The 16,381-nt window shown below is 67.6% G+C and carries 17 protein-coding genes; 4 read left to right on the forward strand and 13 right to left on the reverse strand.

The genetic code is table 11. The features are described from left to right. Positions 1–179 precede the first annotated feature (179 nt). The 6 genes from AC5LXK_RS24430 to AC5LXK_RS24455 form a co-directional block, all read right to left on the reverse strand. Positions 180–509, reverse strand: coding sequence for a DUF4148 domain-containing protein (locus AC5LXK_RS24430; protein ID WP_493391262.1), 330 nt, complete (start codon positions 507–509; stop codon positions 180–182). Between the two features lie 226 nt (positions 510–735). Then, positions 736–1,611 carry a PilZ domain-containing protein gene (locus tag AC5LXK_RS24435; RefSeq protein ID WP_493391263.1) on the reverse strand — a complete coding sequence of 292 codons (876 nt, stop codon included), beginning with the start codon at positions 1,609–1,611 and terminating at the stop codon, positions 736–738. A 78-nt stretch (positions 1,612–1,689) separates the two neighbouring features. Continuing rightward, a complete protein-coding gene (locus tag AC5LXK_RS24440; RefSeq protein ID WP_493391264.1) occupies positions 1,690–4,293 on the reverse strand; it encodes a penicillin-binding protein 1A in 2,604 nt (867 codons plus the stop codon). A 173-nt stretch (positions 4,294–4,466) separates the two neighbouring features. Continuing rightward, positions 4,467–5,474 carry a trans-3-hydroxy-L-proline dehydratase gene (gene lhpH / locus AC5LXK_RS24445; protein ID WP_493391265.1) on the reverse strand — a complete coding sequence of 336 codons (1,008 nt, stop codon included), beginning with the start codon at positions 5,472–5,474 and terminating at the stop codon, positions 4,467–4,469. A 67-nt stretch (positions 5,475–5,541) separates the two neighbouring features. Further along, positions 5,542–6,663, reverse strand: coding sequence for a branched-chain amino acid ABC transporter substrate-binding protein (locus AC5LXK_RS24450; protein WP_493391266.1), 1,122 nt, complete (start codon positions 6,661–6,663; stop codon positions 5,542–5,544). Positions 6,664–6,790: 127 nt separating this feature from the next. Next, the gene (locus AC5LXK_RS24455; protein ID WP_493391267.1) at positions 6,791–7,528 is read right to left on the reverse strand and encodes a FadR/GntR family transcriptional regulator; all 738 of its coding nucleotides are present in this window, start codon (positions 7,526–7,528) and stop codon (positions 6,791–6,793) included. 263 nt (positions 7,529–7,791) lie between these two features. Here AC5LXK_RS24455 and lhpI point away from each other — a divergent pair, with 263 nt between their 5' ends. From lhpI to AC5LXK_RS24470, 3 genes are all read left to right on the forward strand, one after another. Beyond that, entirely contained in the window at positions 7,792–8,727 is a 936-nt protein-coding gene (gene lhpI, locus AC5LXK_RS24460) for a bifunctional Delta(1)-pyrroline-2-carboxylate/Delta(1)-piperideine-2-carboxylate reductase (RefSeq protein ID WP_493391268.1), read from the forward strand. A gap of 165 nt (positions 8,728–8,892) precedes the next feature. Beyond that, entirely contained in the window at positions 8,893–9,297 is a 405-nt protein-coding gene (locus tag AC5LXK_RS24465; RefSeq protein ID WP_493391269.1) for a response regulator transcription factor, read from the forward strand. A 16-nt stretch (positions 9,298–9,313) separates the two neighbouring features. Beyond that, a complete protein-coding gene (locus AC5LXK_RS24470) occupies positions 9,314–10,093 on the forward strand; it encodes a helix-turn-helix domain-containing protein (protein ID WP_493391270.1) in 780 nt (259 codons plus the stop codon). 28 nt (positions 10,094–10,121) lie between these two features. Here the strand turns inward: AC5LXK_RS24470 and AC5LXK_RS24475 are convergent, their stop codons facing one another. From AC5LXK_RS24475 to AC5LXK_RS24500, 6 genes are all read right to left on the reverse strand, one after another. Next, positions 10,122–10,472 carry a metal ABC transporter ATPase gene (locus tag AC5LXK_RS24475; protein ID WP_493394047.1) on the reverse strand — a complete coding sequence of 117 codons (351 nt, stop codon included), beginning with the start codon at positions 10,470–10,472 and terminating at the stop codon, positions 10,122–10,124. 155 nt (positions 10,473–10,627) lie between these two features. After that, complete coding sequence (locus tag AC5LXK_RS24480; protein WP_493391271.1) at positions 10,628–10,867, reverse strand: UDP-glucose 4-epimerase; 240 nt, start codon at positions 10,865–10,867, stop codon at positions 10,628–10,630. Between the two features lie 16 nt (positions 10,868–10,883). Further along, complete coding sequence (locus AC5LXK_RS24485; protein ID WP_493391272.1) at positions 10,884–11,174, reverse strand: DUF1488 family protein; 291 nt, start codon at positions 11,172–11,174, stop codon at positions 10,884–10,886. A gap of 111 nt (positions 11,175–11,285) precedes the next feature. After that, complete coding sequence (locus AC5LXK_RS24490) at positions 11,286–11,684, reverse strand: DUF488 domain-containing protein (RefSeq protein ID WP_493391273.1); 399 nt, start codon at positions 11,682–11,684, stop codon at positions 11,286–11,288. A 167-nt stretch (positions 11,685–11,851) separates the two neighbouring features. Next, the gene (locus AC5LXK_RS24495; RefSeq protein WP_493391274.1) at positions 11,852–13,054 is read right to left on the reverse strand and encodes an amino acid aminotransferase; all 1,203 of its coding nucleotides are present in this window, start codon (positions 13,052–13,054) and stop codon (positions 11,852–11,854) included. Positions 13,055–13,099: 45 nt separating this feature from the next. Then, positions 13,100–14,485 carry an amino acid permease gene (locus tag AC5LXK_RS24500; protein WP_493391275.1) on the reverse strand — a complete coding sequence of 462 codons (1,386 nt, stop codon included), beginning with the start codon at positions 14,483–14,485 and terminating at the stop codon, positions 13,100–13,102. Between the two features lie 319 nt (positions 14,486–14,804). On the opposite strand from AC5LXK_RS24500, the gene AC5LXK_RS24505 reads away from it, so the two are divergent. Further along, positions 14,805–15,278, forward strand: coding sequence for an Lrp/AsnC family transcriptional regulator (locus AC5LXK_RS24505; RefSeq protein WP_493391276.1), 474 nt, complete (start codon positions 14,805–14,807; stop codon positions 15,276–15,278). Positions 15,279–15,317: 39 nt separating this feature from the next. Here AC5LXK_RS24505 and AC5LXK_RS24510 read toward each other — a convergent pair whose 3' ends face one another. Then, entirely contained in the window at positions 15,318–16,175 is an 858-nt protein-coding gene (locus tag AC5LXK_RS24510; protein ID WP_493391277.1) for an EamA family transporter, read from the reverse strand. Between the last annotated feature and the right edge of the window lie 206 nt (positions 16,176–16,381).

The following is a 16,381-nucleotide window of genomic DNA, read 5'->3' on the forward strand; positions in this document are numbered from 1 at the left end:
TGATCCCCCCGTCGCTCGGTATTAATTTCCGGCCGTATTAAAACGTCGAAACCCGGGATCGGGATGTGCGTTGGGCCACTCAATGAAGGCGACGCAAAAAAGCCCGCACGCGACAGCGTGCGGGCTTTTTCGATACGGCCTCCGGCTACGACGCCGAAGGCGGCGATGCAGCGATCTGCTTAGTGGCCGAAGTACACCGACGAACGATCGGCTGCAGCCGGCACGACCACGCGCTGGCCCGATTGCGACGTCGCGACCGGGTTCGAGCCGTAGCCCGTTGCGTCGGCTTGCGCGCCGGTGTTCTGCGCGGCGGCGATCTTGGCCTGGGCGGCCTGGATGTTTTCCGGATAGTTCATCCAGTCGTTCGGGTTGTAACCGGCCTTTTCGAGCTGGACCAGTTCGGCGCGCACTTGCGCGCGCGTCAGCGGCTGCTGGTTCGATTGAGCGAACGAGACGACCGGTGCGGCCACCAGAGCGGCCAGTGCAACTGCCTTGATCAGCGATTTCATGATGCGTTACCTCCAGGATTGTTTTGTCAGGCGCTTCGGACTCGTGGTCGTTGCGCATGAGTAGAAGTCTAGGAGTCTCGGCTATCAGGGTAAATACTTAAATCGCAAATTCACTGTTGACGGAAACCGTACAATCCCGCGGGAATAAGTCAATTCATCAGATGATTGCCGGTGTTTTCGCACCGAATACGGAGATACGTTTTAACCGGCACGTGTCCGCCGCCCGTCAGCGCAGAGAATCGGTATCCGCCAGCGCCATCAGCCTGTCGAACAGCAGTGCCTTGAGGCGAACCCGGTCATCGGCGGCGATTGCGCCGAATGCCATGTGATGCAGCGTCAGCCCAGGCAGCGCCGGGTCGGCATGGACGGCCCGCACCGTACCGTCGAGCGCCAGCTGCTCGATGGCGCCGCCCGTCTCGTACGGCAGCAGCACGCGCAACGGCTCGCCGGTTGCCGCGATCGGCCGGTCGACTGCAATCGACAGCCCGCTCAGGCTGATGTCGTGCACCATCCCGATGCCTTGCGCCCCTTCCGCTCCGCCGCTGCAGCAGGCCCCAACCCGCACCGGCACGCGCGGCTCCGCGCGCGTGCGCAACCGGTCGACGAAGCCGGGCGGCGACAGGATCATGAACGGCGCGGCGCCCGATGCCTGCACCGCCTCGACCGTCGCGCCGAAACGGAACACCGCGGCGCGGCCGATCGCCACCGCTTCGACGTCGTCGCCGCGCGCGAATTCGAGCACGGCCGCCGGCTGCGGTTCGACGAACAGCGCACCCGACGCAGCGACGCCGATCAGCCGGCAGCGCTGCAATGCGCGGGTCGTGCCGACCCGGCGGCGGAAGCCGATCGCGGCGCCCGCCGACAGGCCCATGCGCGTGGCCGGTGCCGTCGCGCCAGGCTCGCGCGGATCGCCATCGGTCTCTTCGCGCCGGCGTACCGGGTGGAAATGGTCGAACAGGAAAGCATGCTGCGCGGCATCGCGCAGTGTCGTGCCGGCCGGCAGCAACGCGGCGCCGTCGGCATCGTAGAGATCGAAGCCGAGCGGAACGCCGGCGGAAAGGTCGTCGCGCACGAGCGCGACGTAGTCGGAGGGAAACCGCATCGGAAAGGCGCGGAGCGACCGCGCGAGCTGTCGTGACATCTTGATTACGGCAGCATCGCGCGGAACCTGAACGGCTTCTTACTGTGAAGCGCCTGTCGTGTCGGGTGCGGCCGGCGCCGGCGGCTGTGCCGGTGCGGCCGGAGGGGCAGTGCCGCCGATGCCGGCGCTGCTTCCGCCCGCGGTACTGGCCCCCATCGGCGGCGGCGCAGGCTGCAATTGCGGTTGCGGTTGCGGTAGCTGTTGCGATGCGCCAGCCGACAAGGCCGCGGCCGATGCGGCCACTTCGGACGCCGGCACCCATTCCTCGACGATGCCGCCGGAAGCCGCGTCGGGCGCCGATGCGGCGGAAGCCGCCGACGCCGCGCCCGCGTCAGCCTCGGCCGGCCGCTCGATACGCTGCGTCCTCACCGGCGCGGGCGCCTTCTTCTGCTCGGGCGGGAACCACGCGTCGTACAGGTCGGTCACGCGCTCGCGCAGCGACGCGAACCAGCCGGGTGACAGCTCGGTATCGAATTTCGCCTTCGTGTCGACGATCCGGGCGCGCTGCGCGCGCTGGAAGAAATCGCCGACGATCGGCAGCGCACTGTGTGCGCCTTGCCCCCAGTAATCGCTGCGCAGCGTCACGCGGCCGTCGTCGAAGCCGACCCACGCGCCGGCGACGAGGCCCGGCTGCATCAGGATGAACCAGCCGTCCGCGTTGTCCTGCGTCGTGCCCGTCTTGCCGGCCACGTCGCCGCGGATCCCGAAGCGCGTGCGGATGCTGCCGCCCGTGCCGCGCGTCACGACATCGCGCATCACGCTCAGCAGCGTCTTGTCGGTTTCCGCGTCGAGCGCACGCTCGGGCGGTGCCGGTGCGTACTCGGCGAGCACCTCGCCCTGCCGGTTCTCGATGCGCGTGACCATCTGCGGCTCGACGTACAGCCCGCCGTTCGCGATCGTCGCGTACGACGCGACCATCTCCTTCAGCGTGACGGGGCTCGTGCCGAGCGCGAGCGACGGCACGCGTTCGAGCGGGCTTTCGCGCACGCCCATGTCGCGCGCGAGCCGTGCGACGGCGGCCGGGCCGACCTTCTCCATCACCTGCGCGGTGATCCGGTTGCGCGACAGCGCGACGGCGTCGCGCAGCGTCATCGGCTTGCCGGTCGGCGGCACGTCGTCGTTCGGCCGCCAGATCTCGCCGCCCTTCAACGGGATCTCGACCGGCTGGTCGATGAACGTGTCGTCCGGTTTCATCCCGTTCGCGAACGCGACGCCATAGACGAACGGCTTGAACGTCGAGCCCGGCTGGCGCCGCGCCTGCGCGACGTGGTCGAACGGCTCGTTGGTGAAGTCGCGGCTGCCGACCCACGCGCGGATCTGCCCGTTGCGCGGATCGATCGCGAGGAAACCGGCCTGCACGTCGGTCTTCGTCTTGCACAGCGCGCGCATGAAGCCGCGGTCGGCCGCGAGCTGCTTCATCGCGACCGCGTCGTCCTTGCCGGCGTCCTGTGCGGCCTTGTACTCGGGCGATTCGCGCATGAAGGTGCGGAACACCTCGTTGTCGGTGCCGCAGCCGTCACGCCCGCTCCACGCGTTGTTCGCGATGCCCTGCAGCTGATTGCCCTGCAGCGTGAGCGCCTGCGTCGCCATCTGCTGCAGCCGCGAGTCGATCGTCGTGCGTACGATCAGCCCGTCCGAGTAGATGTTGTAGTCGTTGCGGTCGGCCCACGCGATCAGCCATTTGCGCAACTGCTGCGCGAAATGCGGCGCCGGCCCCGGCGGCTCCTTCTGGCGCTCGAAATCGACGCGCAGCGGCCGGCGCTGCAACTGCGCGAACTGTGCGGGCGACAGCTTGCCGTACTTCACCATCTGGCCGAGCACCGTGTTGCGCCGCTGCAGCGCGCGCTCGGGGTTCAGCACCGGGTTGTAGTAGCTGTTGCCCTTCAGCATCCCGACGAGCGTCGCGCTGTCGAGCACGTCGAGCTCGTCGGCCGACTTGTCGAAATAGGTGCGCGCGGCCATCTCGACGCCGTACGCGTTGTACAGGAACGGCACCGTGTTCAGGTAGGTCTCGAGGATCTGGTCCTTGCTGTAGACCGCCTCGATCTTCAGCGCGGTGATCGCCTCCTTCACCTTGCGCGTGAGCGTCGGCGCGCGGCCGATCTCGTCCGGATACAGGTTGCGCGCGAGCTGTTGCGTGATCGTCGAGCCGCCCTGGCGGCTGCCCGAGAACGTATGGAGCGCGGCCGACGCCGTGCGCTTCCAGTCGAGGCCGTGGTGCTCGTAGAAGCGGTGATCCTCGGTCGCGATCAGTGCGTCGACCATGTGCGGCGAGATCTGCTTGAGCGGCACCCATTCGCGGTTCGACGGCTTGAATTCGGCCAGCAGCTTGCCGTCGGCGGACAGCACCTGCGCGGGCTGGTCGACGCGCGCCTTGCGGATATCGCCGATGCCCGGCGTGAACGGGATCAGCACGACCACGTACAGCGCGAACAGCGCCGGCACGGCGGCAGCCGTGAGCAGCACGCCGCGACGCGTCGGGTGACGGACATGGTGCCACGCGGTGGCGGCGAGAGGCTTGACCCGCGCGACGGCGGCAGCCGCGACGGGCTGGGCGCGCGCGACCCATCTGGCACAGAAGGCACGCACTGACGACACGTTTCGGCGATTCACGCGGGTGGAGCTCGGCTGAAAAGGGTGCATCGTACCAAACTCGCGCGGCCCGCCGGCCAGCGGCGGCGTTGCGCCGGCACCATCCGCGCGGGTTCGCGACGACGCGCACGCAAAAAAGGCGCGTGTCCCTCAACGGGAACGACGCGCCAAACCTGGTACTGCAACCGGGAAGCCGCCCGAGGGCGGCCGCTCGGCGCTGCGACTCAGCGCACGAGGAATCCGTAAGTGAGCGGATCGCGCTCGTCGACGATCCAGTTCGCGAACCCGCAGATATGCGCGCTGCCCTCCACTTCCGGGATCACGGCCGGCATGTCGCCGACCGTCGTTTCGCGCAGCACGCGCCCCTTGAAGACCGTACCGACGATCGATTCGTTGACGAGCGTGTCGCCGGCCGCGAGCAGCCCGCGCTGGTAGAGCTGCGCGACACGGCCGCCGGTGCCGGAGCCCGTCGGCGAGCGGTCGACCTCGCGATCCGCGAACACGCAGCAGTTCGCCTGCGTCGAGCCGGGATAGCGCGGCGCATTCGCGATGATCGTGCCGTAGATATGGTTGATTTCCGGAATCTCCGGATGCACGACCGGATATTTCGCGTTCGCGGCGGCCTTCACTTCCGCGCCGAAACGAATCAGTTTCTCGACGGCCGATTCGCGCACCGGCAGGTCGAACGGCGCACCGTCGACATAGAAATAGAACGCGCCGCCATACGCGATGTCGCCGGTCACGGTGCCGAACGACGGCGTGTCGACCGACACGTCGCGCCGCCAGATGAACGACGGCACGTTGACGACGCGCACGGACCCCGCATGCTCGCCGTCCCATTTGACGAACGCCTCGATGAAGCCGCACGGCGCGTCGATGCCGACCCGCGTTTCCGGCACCGTGCGCTGTACCCAGCCGAGCTCGACCGCCGCGGTCGACAGTGCGATCACGCCGTGCCCGCAATGGTCGCTGTAGCCTTCGTTGTGCACGAAGATCACGCCGAAATCGGCGTTCGGCGAGACCGGCTCGGTCAAATAGCCGCCGTACATGTCGGCGTGGCCGCGCGGTTCGAACATCAGCGCTTTGCGGATCTCGTCGGCGTTCTCCTTGAGCCACGCGCGGCGCTGGACGATCGTGTCGCCGGGCAGGCGCGGCAGCCCGCTCGTGACGATGCGGAACGCTTCGCCGCCCGTATGGACTTCGACGGTGGAAAGGGATCGGGAAATTTTCATGACGACTCGGATGCGTTGAAACGAAGGACGGCGGGCCGGCCGCCGTCCGGTGACAGGCGTGCGGCACTTACTTCGCGTACGGCTCCGGCAGGCCGTTGCGGATCACGTAGACGGTGGTCGGCGCACCCTTCAGGTCGCCGTTCGCGTCGAACGAATAGGTGCCCGCGACGCCCGCATAGTTCGACTTCGCGAGCTGCGCGATCAGCTTCGCCTTGTCGGTGGTCGTGCCGGCCTTGACCATCGCGTCGGCGAGCAGCTTCATGCCGTCGTAGTAGTTGACGCCGTACACCTGCGTATCGGTGTGATAGGTGTCGTGGTACTTCTTCAGGAATTCGCGGCCGGCCGCCGTCTTCTCGAGCGCGACACCGCCCTGCGCGCAGTAGACGATCGACGCCGCGTCGCCCGCGACCTTGCCCATGTCGGCCGAGCAGATGCCGTCGCCGCCGAGCAGCTTCGCGCGCAGCCCGCGCTGCTTCATCTGCTTGGCCATCGGCGCGCCCTGCGCCGCATAGCCGCCGAGGAAGATCACGTCGGGGTTGCTGGCCTTGATCTTGGTGAGAATGCCGAGGAAATCGGTGGCCGACGAGTTCGTGTATTCCTGGTCGACGATCTTGATCCCGTTCGCCTTCGCGACGTTCATGAACTGCTCGGCGACGCCCTGCCCGTACGCGGTGCGATCGTCGATCACGGCCGCGGTTTTCGCGTTCAGCGTCTTCGCGGCGAATGTGGCCATCGTGCCGCCGAGCTGCTCGTCGCTCGCGCCGATCCGGAAGATGTTCTTGAAGCCCTGCTTGGTCAGCGCCGGATTCGACGCGACCGGCAGCATCGGCACGCCGGCAGTCGAGTACACGCGCGACGCGGGAATCGCGACCCCCGAGTTGTACGGCCCGAGCACCGCGACGACGCCCTTGTCGACGAGGTTCTGCGCGACCTGCACGCCCGCCTTCGGGTCGGCCTGGTCGTCTTCGGAAACCAGTTTGAACGTGACGGTCTTGCCGGCGACCTTGATGCCGGCCTTGTTGAGCTCGTCGACCGCGAGCCGCGCACCGTTTTCATTGTCCTTGCCGTTCGCGGCCTGCGGGCCCGTCAGCGGCGCCGAATGGCCGATCATCACGACTTCCTGCGCGTGCGCGGAAGTCAGCGCGCCGGCGGCAACGGCCACCGAGAGCGCGGTAACGAGGTGTCGCATGATGTCTCCTGATTGGTTTTGAGTGAAACCAATGTAGGACACGCGTGGTCACGCCGCAAGCGATTTCAAAATAAATTTCGGCATTTTGGTCATATTTAAGACCAAAACCAATTTTCGTGGATTCGTCCTACTTCGGCGCGATGTCGCGCCGCACGCGGAGAATGTGCTGTTCGACGTAGAACGCGGCCGCATCGGCATCGCCCGACACGATCGCCTCGTAGATCAGCCGGTGTTCGGACACGTAGAGCCGGATCCGGCCCGCATCGTAGATGCCGTCGTCCTTCAGGCGCTTCCACAGCGGCTGGTCCATCGTCTTCGCGACTTCGTCCGCGATCTTCACGATCAGCGCGTCGCCGGTCATCAGCGCGAGCTGCCGGTGGAACAGCCGGTCGCTCTCGTTCCAGAGCGCGCGCTGGTGCGGATCGTCGACGTCGGTGATGGTTTCCATCTGCGCGAGGTAGCGCTCGGCGCCCGGATCGGCGCGGCCATGGGCGGCCGCGAGGCGCGCGATCGCGGGCTCGAGGATCAGCCGTACGTCGAGCGTGGACGTCGGGCTGAAGTCGGCCTCGGACACCGCGTGCATGTCGCCGCGCTGCGCGAGCACGTCGAGCGGCAACGCGACGACGTAGGTGCCGGAGTTGCGCTTCGTGAACACGAGCCCTTCGTTCTGCAGCGCGCCGAGCGCCTCGCGCACGGCCGGCCGGCCGACCTGGAACAGCGCGGCCAGCTCGCGCTCGGACGGCAGCCGCGACTCGGCCGCGTAGCGCCCCGCGCGGATCTCGTCGCGGATCTTTTCCGCCACCTGCTCGTAGATCTGCAGCGGCCGGAAACCGCCTTCGAGTGATTCGGGACGCGCGGACATCATCGATTGGCTCCTGCCCGTTCGCGGGCGTGGATCTGGAATGGGTTCGCACTATACCGGAGCGGCGCCGACCACGCGCCACAGCGGCCTTTCTGGACAGATATTAGAACCAAAACCGGCGATGCGCTTTATTTTCTGGGTTGCAGGTGCGCCAGAAAGTGGTATAGATTCGATCCACACTGCCCTGTGTCACGGTATCCGGCAGCCCTGTGGCGGGCGCGGCATGCGTCCGCCGTCCACGCTCACCGACGCATGCGACGTACACGATGACCGCCTTTTCCCCGATTCCCGTTTTCGATGCGGCCGATACGGCCGCGCTGCTCGACTACCCGGCGCTGCTCGCCACGCTCAGGCAAGCTGTCGCCGAATACGCGGCGGGCGAAATCGTCAGCCCCGAACGCATGGTCGTTCCGCTGCAGGGCGGCGGCGTGATGCTGTCGATGCCGTCGAGCGCGCGCGACCTGGCGAGCCACAAGCTCGTGAACGTATGCCCCGCCAACGGCGCACGCGGGCTGCCGACGATCCTCGGCCAGGTGACCGCGTACGACGCGACCACGGGCGAGATGCGCTTCGCGCTCGACGGCCCGACGGTCACCGGCCGCCGCACGGCCGCCATCACCGCGCTGGGCATCCAGGCGCTGCATGGCGCCGCCCCGCGCGACATCCTGCTGATCGGCACCGGCAAGCAGGCGGCCAATCACGCGGAAGCGCTCGCGGCGATCTTTCCGGAAGCACGCCTCCATGTGCGCGGCACGAACGCCGACAGCGCGGCCGCGTTCTGCGCCGCACACCGCGCGCAGGCCCCGCGGCTCGCGCCGCTCGACGGCGATACGATTCCCGACGCGATCGACGTGGTCGTCACACTGACGACGAGCCGCACGCCCGTCTACCGCGAAGCCGCGCGCGAAGGCCGGCTCGTGGTCGGCGTCGGCGCGTTCACCGCGGATGCGGCCGAGATCGATGCGGGCACGGTGCGGGGCAGCCGGCTCGTCGTCGACGATCCGGCGGGCGCACGCCACGAAGCCGGCGACCTGATCGTCGCGCAGGTCGACTGGCAGCAGGTCGCATCGCTCGCCGGCGTGCTGGACGGTACCTTCGCGCGTGGCGGCCCGCTGCTGTTCAAGAGCGTCGGCTGCGCCGCGTGGGATCTGGCCGCGTGCCGCACCGCACGCGATGCGCTGGACGCGCGCAAGGCCAGCTGACCCGGCGCCGAAGCCCGCCAGCCGCTCGCGCGGTGTCGCATCGAGTGCGCTCCGGCGGTTTCCCGTACGCGTTGTAGGAAACGCCCTACAACGCGTCGAAGCGGCCTACACGAACTTCCAATTCGGCCGATTTCATTTTCGGCGGCGCAACACGATACTGCCGGCATGAATGCCAGCCTGTCACCCGCCGCGCTCAGGGTGTTCCTCGTCGATCACGCCGTTGCCGTCCGGCAGCGGATCGCGCTGCTCGTCGGCGCGATCCGCGGCGTCGTCGTCGTGGGCGAAGCGGAGGACGGCCAGGACGCGTGGACGCACATCCGCAGCAGCCATGCGGATGTGGTGATCGTCGACCTGCGACTCGCGGACGGCAGCGGTCTCGACCTGATCGGGATGCTGTCGAAGGCCACGCCGCGGGTCGTCACGATCGTGCTGACGAACCACTCGGCGCCGGCATTCAGAGAGGCATGCGCAGCGGCCGGAGCCGACTACTTCTTCGACAAGACCGTCGAATTCGACGCCGCATGCCGTTTGATCGAATCCCTGGTGCACGCTCGCGTGCCCCGCCCCTGACGAGCCGGAGCGACTCATGTCCACCGCCACCGCCTTCGCCGCCGACGTATCCGTCGTACCCCGGCCAACGATTCCGCTGCGCACGGTCGCGCGCGCCGACGCCGCCAAACATCCGGCCGCCCGCTGCTCGGTCTGCGCGATGCGCTCGATGTGCCTGCCGCCGCACCTGACGGCCGCCGAGTACGGCCGCCTCGACGCGATCATCTGCACGACGCGGCAGGTTCGCCAGGGCGACGCGCTGTTCCGCACCGACGATGCGTTCCAGAGCATCTACGCGGTGCGCGCAGGCTCGTTCAAGACGGTGATGATGCATCGCGACGGCCGCGAGCACGTGACGGGCTTCCAGATCGCCGGCGAAACGCTCGGGATGGACGGCATCGGCGGCGGCCAGCACTGCTGCGACGCGATCGCGCTGGAAGACAGCGTCGTGTGCATCATCCCGTTCGGCGCGCTCGAAGCGGCATGCCGCGAGATGAAGCCGATGCAGCACTTCCTCTACCAGATGCTGAGCAGCGAGATCGTCCGCGAATCGAGCCAGATGCTGCTGCTCGGCACGATGTCGGCCGAACAGCGCGTCGCGCATTTCCTGCTGAACCTGTCGTCGCGGTTCGAGGCGCGCGGCTATTCGGCAACCGAATTCAACCTGCGGATGACGCGCGAGGAAATCGGCTGTTATCTCGGCATGAAGCTCGAAACCGTCAGCCGGATGTTCTCGCGGTTCCATCGCGACGCGCTGGTCGAAACGCGCGGCAAGCGCGTGCGCATCATCGACGCACAAGCGCTCGCGCGGGTCTGACGCGCGACGCAGGATCGCCCGCGCGGGGTCATTGCACTGCGTCGCCCGTCGCTGCGTCGCGCAGCACTGTCGTCGCGCCGGCTGCCCGCCACGCGATCAGCGCCTGTTCGGCCTGCGCGAATGCGCGGCGCAACGCGTCGTCGACGTCGTTGCCCACGCACGGCGGCAGCGGCCTGAGCGCCGCGTCGTGCATCGCCAGGTCGAGCTGCACGTGATACTGGCGCGCGCCATCGGCCGCCGCGCGCGATTCGATCGCGAGATGGCAGCCGCCGATCAGCGCGCGAAACCGTTCGAGCCGCACCAGCTGCGCGCCGGCTTCGGCCTCCACCGCAGCGGACCCCGTGAATCCGAGGCAGGCGATCTGCATGCCCACACCCATGTCCGACTCTCCTGACGGGGCCGCCCGCTCGTCGACCGCCTTGCCTGCGCCGCCCGTGTCCGGATACGGCGGCACGCGTTTCCCGTGGCGCGGCGCGATGCTTCGATCGCTGCCCGGCCGATAGTCCGCCCGCGCCGTGCCGGGCGCGGGGCCATTCATACGTTGAAGACCTGCGACGTCTTCATCTCGATCCATGTCATGCCGGCCCGCAGCCCTTCGATCATCGCTTCGCGCTCGGTCGGATACGCATGACTGTGCTCGAACGTATGATGAAACCGCGCGGTGCCGACACCGTGCTCGACGGACACGCGGCAGCGGAACTCGCCCGATTCGCACGGGCGCGTCTCGACTTCGACCGACCAGTCGCGTTCGTGAATATTGCCCTGCAGTGTCATGCGCCCTCCTGCGGTATCAGTCTTCGAGCCGGAAGTGACCGCTGTGCAGCAGTACCGGCCGGCCGCCGATTTCTTCCAGCATCCGTCGCGCCATTGCGTCGATCGCCGACCGATGCGCGTCGAATGCGGCGAGCAGGTCGCGCTCCAGCAGCGACCGCGCGCCGAAATGCCCCTCCAGCGCCTCCGCCGTGACCGCGCACTGCACGAAACGCCCGTCGACCAGCGCAGAAAACGCGACGACCAGGTCGCGCGCGCAATATTCGGGCGGCTCGGGCGGAAAGGTAATGTGCATCTGTCGGCCTGTCATCGTCGTGATGGCTCCATGACGAGAGCATAGTGGCGCGCGCGGCCGCGCGCTTGACCCACGTCAACCGGTTCGCTGCACCGCACGATCCTGGTGCAGCCGCCCGACGCCGGCTCAGCCCGCGTCGGGCTCGATCGCCGCGCCGCGCTCCGCGAGCAGCTCGCGCAGCACGCTGCGGTGGCAATGGCGTTCGTCGTCGCAATAGCAGCCGATCGAGAACGCGGTGGTCGCCGACAGCGCGGCCAGCAGGTCCAGCACCTTCGCCGGATCGCCGTGCGCCATCTCCGCGCGGAAGTGGCGCTTGAACGCGTTCCATTCGGCGTCGGTTCCGGCGGCCTGTGCCTGGGCGACGAGTTCGGCGCTCGGCGACAACGTCGGCAACCATACATCATAGTAGTTGCGCGACGCGAATTCCGCCTTCGGTACGCCGCGCGGCGGCCGCCGCACCGTGCCGATCCGCAGGCCCTCGCCGGCCGCGCGCGGCGTACCGAGCTGGATGATCCGGATACCCATGTCGCTCCTTTCGTGTTGCGTCCGATGCCGCGATCGTACCGCCGCCGGCGCGCGCGCGTCTGTCGGCCAGCGCACGGTGCCGCCGCACAAGAAAAAACCGGCTGTTTCCGCGACGGGAACAGCCGGTTCGTCCAGCATCGGTCGTTGCGCGCCCGGGCGCGCCCCGATCAGACGCCGCTCTTCAGCACCTTGCCGATCGCGTCCGCGACGATGCCGACGTTCGAATCGTTCAGGCCCGCCACGCACATCCGGCCCGAACGCAGGACGTACACGCCGTGCACTTCGCGCAGCGCGTCGACCTGCGATTCGGTCAGGCCCGTGTACGTGAACATCCCGCGCTGCTTCACGTAGCGCGTGAGCGCTTCACCGGTGACGTGGTCGCGCAGGCCGTCGTGGATCGACTGGCGCATCCGCGCGATGCGGCGGCACATCGCCGACAGTTCCTCTTCCCACTGCTTGCGCAGCGCCGGCGTACCGAGCACGGCCGCGACGACCTTTGCACCGTAGGTCTGCGGGTTGCTGTAGTTCGCGCGCACGGCGCCGGCCAGCTGGCCGAGCACACGGTCGGCCGCGGCCGCATCCTCGCAGACGACGCTCAGGCCGCCCACGCGCTCGCCGTACAGCGAGAAGTTCTTCGAGAACGAATTCGCGACGAGCGTCGGCACGCCGCGGCGGGCCAGCTCGCGCACCGCGAACGCGTCCGCGTCGAGGCCCGCGCCGAAGCCCTGGTACGCCATGTCGACGAACGGCAGCAGCCCGCGCGTCTCGATCACGTCGATCAGCTTCTGCCACTGGCCTTCGTCGAGGTCGACGCCGGTCGGGTTATGGCAGCACGCATGCAGCAGCACGATGCTGCGCGCCGGCAGCGCGTCGATCGCCGCGAGCATCGCGTCGAACTTCAGGCCGCCCGTCGCTTCGTCGTAGTACGGATACGTGTTCACCGTGAAGCCGGCGCGCTCGAAGATGAAGCGGTGGTTTTCCCAGCTCGGATCGCTGAGCCACACCTGCGAATCCGGGAAATAACGCTTCAGGAAATCGGCGCCGACCTTCAGCGCGCCCGAGCCGCCGAGCGTCTGCAGCGTCGCGATGCGGCCGGCCGCGCGGGCCGGGTGATCGGCGCCGAACACGAGCGATTGCACGGCATCGCGGTACGCGGCCAGGCCGATCATCGGCAAGTACGGCTTCGGGCCGCTGTCGCGCTGCAGCGCGGTTTCAGCCTCGCGCACGGCGCCCATCACCGGAATCCGGCCTTCGGCATCGAAATAGATCCCGATGCTCAGGTTGACCTTCTGGTCGCGCGGATCTTTCTGGAAATTCTCGTTCAGCGTCAGGATCGGATCGCCCGGGTACGCGTCGATGTGTTCGAACATGGCTATGTCGGTCTCGTTTGGAAGAATGATCGGTCGTGCCCTGCGTCAGCGTGCGGATGCGCCGTCTTGCACCGCATAGCCTGCATTCTTCTGACGGAAGCGATACCCGACCGCGAGCACCGCGAGCCATACCGGGATCAGGTACACCGACAGGCGGAGATCCGGCGTCAGGTACATCACGACGAGAATGCCGGCCATGAATGCCAGGCACAGGTAATTCGTGAAAGGATAGCCCAGACTGCGGAAGGAAGTCTCCTCCCCGGCTGCGCGCTTGGCCTGGCGGAACTTCAGGTGGATCAGGCTGATCATCGCCCAGTTGATGATCAGGGCCGACACGACGAGGCCCATCAGCACCTCGAACGCCTTGCCCGGCATGAAGTAGTTGACCAGCACGCACACGCCGGTCGCGAGCGCCGACGCGCCGAGCGCGGCGAGCGGAATGCCGCGCTTGTTCACCGAGCACAGCACCTTCGGCGCGTTGCCCTGCTGCGCGAGGCCGAACAGCATCCGGCTGTTGCAGTACACGCCGCTGTTGTAGACCGACAGCGCGGCCGTCAGCACGACGACGTTCAGCACGTTCGCGACCAGGTTGCTGCTCATCGCGTGGAAGATCAGCACGAACGGGCTGCCGCCGCTGACGACCTTTTCCCACGGATACAGCGACAGCAGCACGGCGAGCGCGCCGATGTAGAAAATCAGGATACGGTAGATGACCTGGTTGGTCGCGCGCGGGATGCTGCGCTTCGGATCGTCGGCCTCGGCCGCCGTGATGCCGACGAGCTCGAGCCCGCCGAACGAGAACATGATCGCGGCCATCGACATCACGAGGCCCGACACGCCGTTCGGGAAGAAGCCGCCGTGCTGCCACAGGTTCCTGACGGTGGCTTCCGGCCCTGCGTGGCCGCTCGCGAGCAGCCAGCCGCCGAAGCCGATCATCCCGACGATCGCGGCCACCTTGATGATCGAGAACCAGAACTCCGTCTCGCCGTACGACTTCACGCTGGTCAGGTTGATCAGGTTGATGACGACGAAGAACACGAGCGCCGACACCCAGGTCGGTACGCCCGGCCACCAGTACTGCACGTAGATCCCGACGGCCGACAGCTCGGCCATGCTGACGAGGATGTACAGCACCCAGTAGTTCCAGCCGGACAGGAAGCCCGTGAAGTGGCCGAAGTACTTGTTCGCGAAATAGCTGAACGACCCCGCGACGGGCTCGTCGACGACCATCTCGCCGAGCTGGCGCATGATGAAGAACGCAACGATGCCCGCCACGCCATAGCCGAGCAGCACGGACGGGCCGGCCATCTTGATCGTCTGCGCGATGCCGAGGAACAGCCCCGTGCCGAGCGCGCCGCCGAGCGCAATCAGCTGGATGTGACGGTTCTTCAGCCCGCGCTTCAGGCCGTCGCTCTCGTTTCCAGAAACCATGTCTTCTCCACTCTGTCCGCCTCCGCCTGCAGCGGGGTGCGGCGCGCCTCGGTGTGCCGGGCGCTGTTTTGCTGTGCCGGCGGCCGTTCGTGGAGCCACCGGGTTGGGGACTGCAATCTTCGCGTGGCGGCGCCCGAATCGTGTCGGCGAGCCCGCCAGATCGGCCGCCGACCTCGCCGCATCCGCATTGCTGCGGCCGCACACGAAAATCCGGCGTCAGTTTAGCGTCGCGACGACGAAATCGGGTTTCGTAACTCGTTCATGCAAACCCTACATTATGAGATAAGATTGCATCCAGGAGACAAACGAGGAAACAAAAATGCATGAACCGGTTCTCGACCGCCTCGATCGCCACTTGCTTTCGATCCTGCAGGAAAACGGCCGCGCGTCGAACCTCGATCTGGCGAAGGCCGTCGGCCTGTCGCCCGCGCAGACGCTGCGGCGCCACCGGCGGCTGGAGGAGATCGGCGCGATCCGCCGCTATGAAACCCGCTTGTGCCCCGACACGCTCGGTTTCGGCGTCACCGCGTTCGTGCATGTGACGATGGAGCGCGGGCATATCCGCGACCTGTCGAAGTTCCAGAAACTGGTGTCGGAGCTCGCGCAAATCCAGGAGTGTTTCTCCGTGACGGGCGACATCGACTACGTGCTGAAGGTCGTCGCGCACGACCTGAAGGGCTTGTCGCGGTTCCTGCTCGAGACGCTGATGCGGATTCCCGGCGTGAACGGCGTGCATTCGAGCGTGTGCCTCGACGAGATCAAGTGCACGAGTGCGATGCCGGTGGAAAGCTGATGCGGCGGGTTGCGCACCCGACACATCGGGCTGACGCGTTCACCGCACCGCCTCGAACGCACTGATCAGCAGCGCCCCGGAAGCAATCACCAGACACCCCGCCGCCCGGCGCGGCGTCAGCCGTTCGCCGAGATACACCCGCGCGATCAGCGCCGCGAACACCACGCTCGTCTCCCGCAGCGCCGACACGGGGCCCATCGGCGCGCGATCCATCGCCCAGATCACGATACCGTACGCGAGCGCCGCGAATACGCCGCCGCACGCGGCCTTCGCCGTTTCGCCGACATCCTGCGTCAGCCGCAACGGCCCCGCCCGCAGCCGGTAGTACGCGGCCATCATCGCCCCCGTCAGCACGAACATCCACGCGGTATAGCCGACCGTGTTGCCGCTTTCGCGCACGCCGATCCCGTCGACCACGCTGTACGCCGCGATCGACACGCCGGTCGCGAATGCGGTCGGCAGCACCTGCATCATCCGGTGCTTCGCGCCGCGCCCGCGCTCCAGCCCGATCGCCAGGATGCCCGCGCAGATCAGCACGAGCCCGCATTGCGCGCCGGCGTTCAGGTGCTCGCCCGCGAACGCCGCCGCACCGAGCGTGACGAGCAGCGGCGCGGTGCCGCGCGCGACCGGGTACGCGACGGTCAGGTCGCCGTGTTCGTACGCGCGCACGAGCAGCAGCGTGTAGACGACGTGGATCACGGCCGAGGCGATCACGTATGGCCAGCTTGCAGGCGTGATCGGCGCCGCGGCCGGCAGGAACAACAGCGCGAACAGCCCGATCGCGATCTGCAACACCGTGGCCGACCGCAGCCGGTCGCCACTGCTGCGGACGAGCGCATTCCATGACGCGTGCAGGAACGCCGCGCACAGAACGGCAAACAGAACGGGGATCGGCACGCTGAAACCTCCCTGACAGTCAAAAAATCGCACGATGCGCGCGGCAGGCGTCCATCGTAGGAATGCGTAACCGTATTGTCAAAAAGCGCTACGCGGTGCCGTACCCGTAAATCGTCCGGCCGCGCCGCTTGGCCCGCCCCGCAAGGCTTTGGCAGCAACGGCCCGCGCGCTGCCGAATGTGACGCGAAGGTGGCAGGCGGTCTGCC

Source organism: Burkholderia pulmonis, assembly GCF_984667975.1.